Origin of the sequence: Enterovibrio makurazakiensis (genome assembly GCF_050336585.1) — a bacterium.
Taxonomy (GTDB): Bacteria; Pseudomonadota; Gammaproteobacteria; order Enterobacterales; family Vibrionaceae; genus Enterovibrio; species Enterovibrio gelatinilyticus.
The window spans coordinates 1-806 of sequence record NZ_JAKJSE010000064.1 but is presented as its reverse complement, the minus strand read 5'-3'; the positions used below and the strand labels follow the sequence as shown (position 1 = coordinate 806).

Genomic DNA, 806 nt, shown 5'->3' with positions numbered 1-806 from the left:
ACCTTGTTGGACAGCGCGACGGTGAAGGTAATGTTTTGACCTTCATTGACTTCGCCACCCCCCGTGACATTCAGGGAAGGGCGGTCGTCATTGTCACCGGCGGTGGTGTTATCGCCATCAATGCCGTCATCAGAAATGGTGGCATCTTGTTGACCGCTCAGGATCAGGTTGCCCTGACCATCAACGGCAATGCCGGTGTCTGCGGAGACATTTAGGGTGAAGCTTTCATCACCTTCAAAGCGTTTGTCATCACGGGTTTCGAAGACCAGSYCAAAGGCTTTGTTRCCACCGCTGATGGATTGGGTGTAGGTACCAGCAAAGACGGCATCAATTTCGTCGTCAGTCAGTACCTTGTTGTTGATGGTGAGGCCAGTGATATCACCGCGCTCAACACCTTGCTCGGTGAGGTTGAAAGTGTATTCGACGTYGCCCGCGACCTTGTTGGACAGCGCGACGGTGAAGGTAATGTTTTGACCTTCATTGACTTCGCCACCCCCCGTGACATTCAGGGAAGGGCGGTCGTCATTGTCAYCGGCGGTGGTGTTATCGCCATCAWTGCCGTCATCAGAAATGGTGGCATCTTGTTGACCGCTCAGGATCAGGTTGCCCTGACCATCAACGGCAATGCCGGTGTCTGCGGAGACATTTAGGGTGAAGCTTTCATCACCTTCAAAGCGTTTGTCATCACGGGTTTCGAAGACCAGGTCAAAGGCTTTGTTACCACCGCTGATGGATTGGGTGTAGGTACCAGCAAAGACGGCATCAATTTCGTCGTCAGTCAGTACCTTGTTGTTGATGGTGAGGCC

Annotated in this window: 1 pseudogene; it reads right to left on the bottom strand. The window is 52.9% G+C overall.

Going from position 1 to position 806, the window contains the following annotated elements:
- Positions 1-806 (bottom strand): annotated as a pseudogene (locus L4D06_RS25445) (hypothetical protein); the annotation flags it as partial.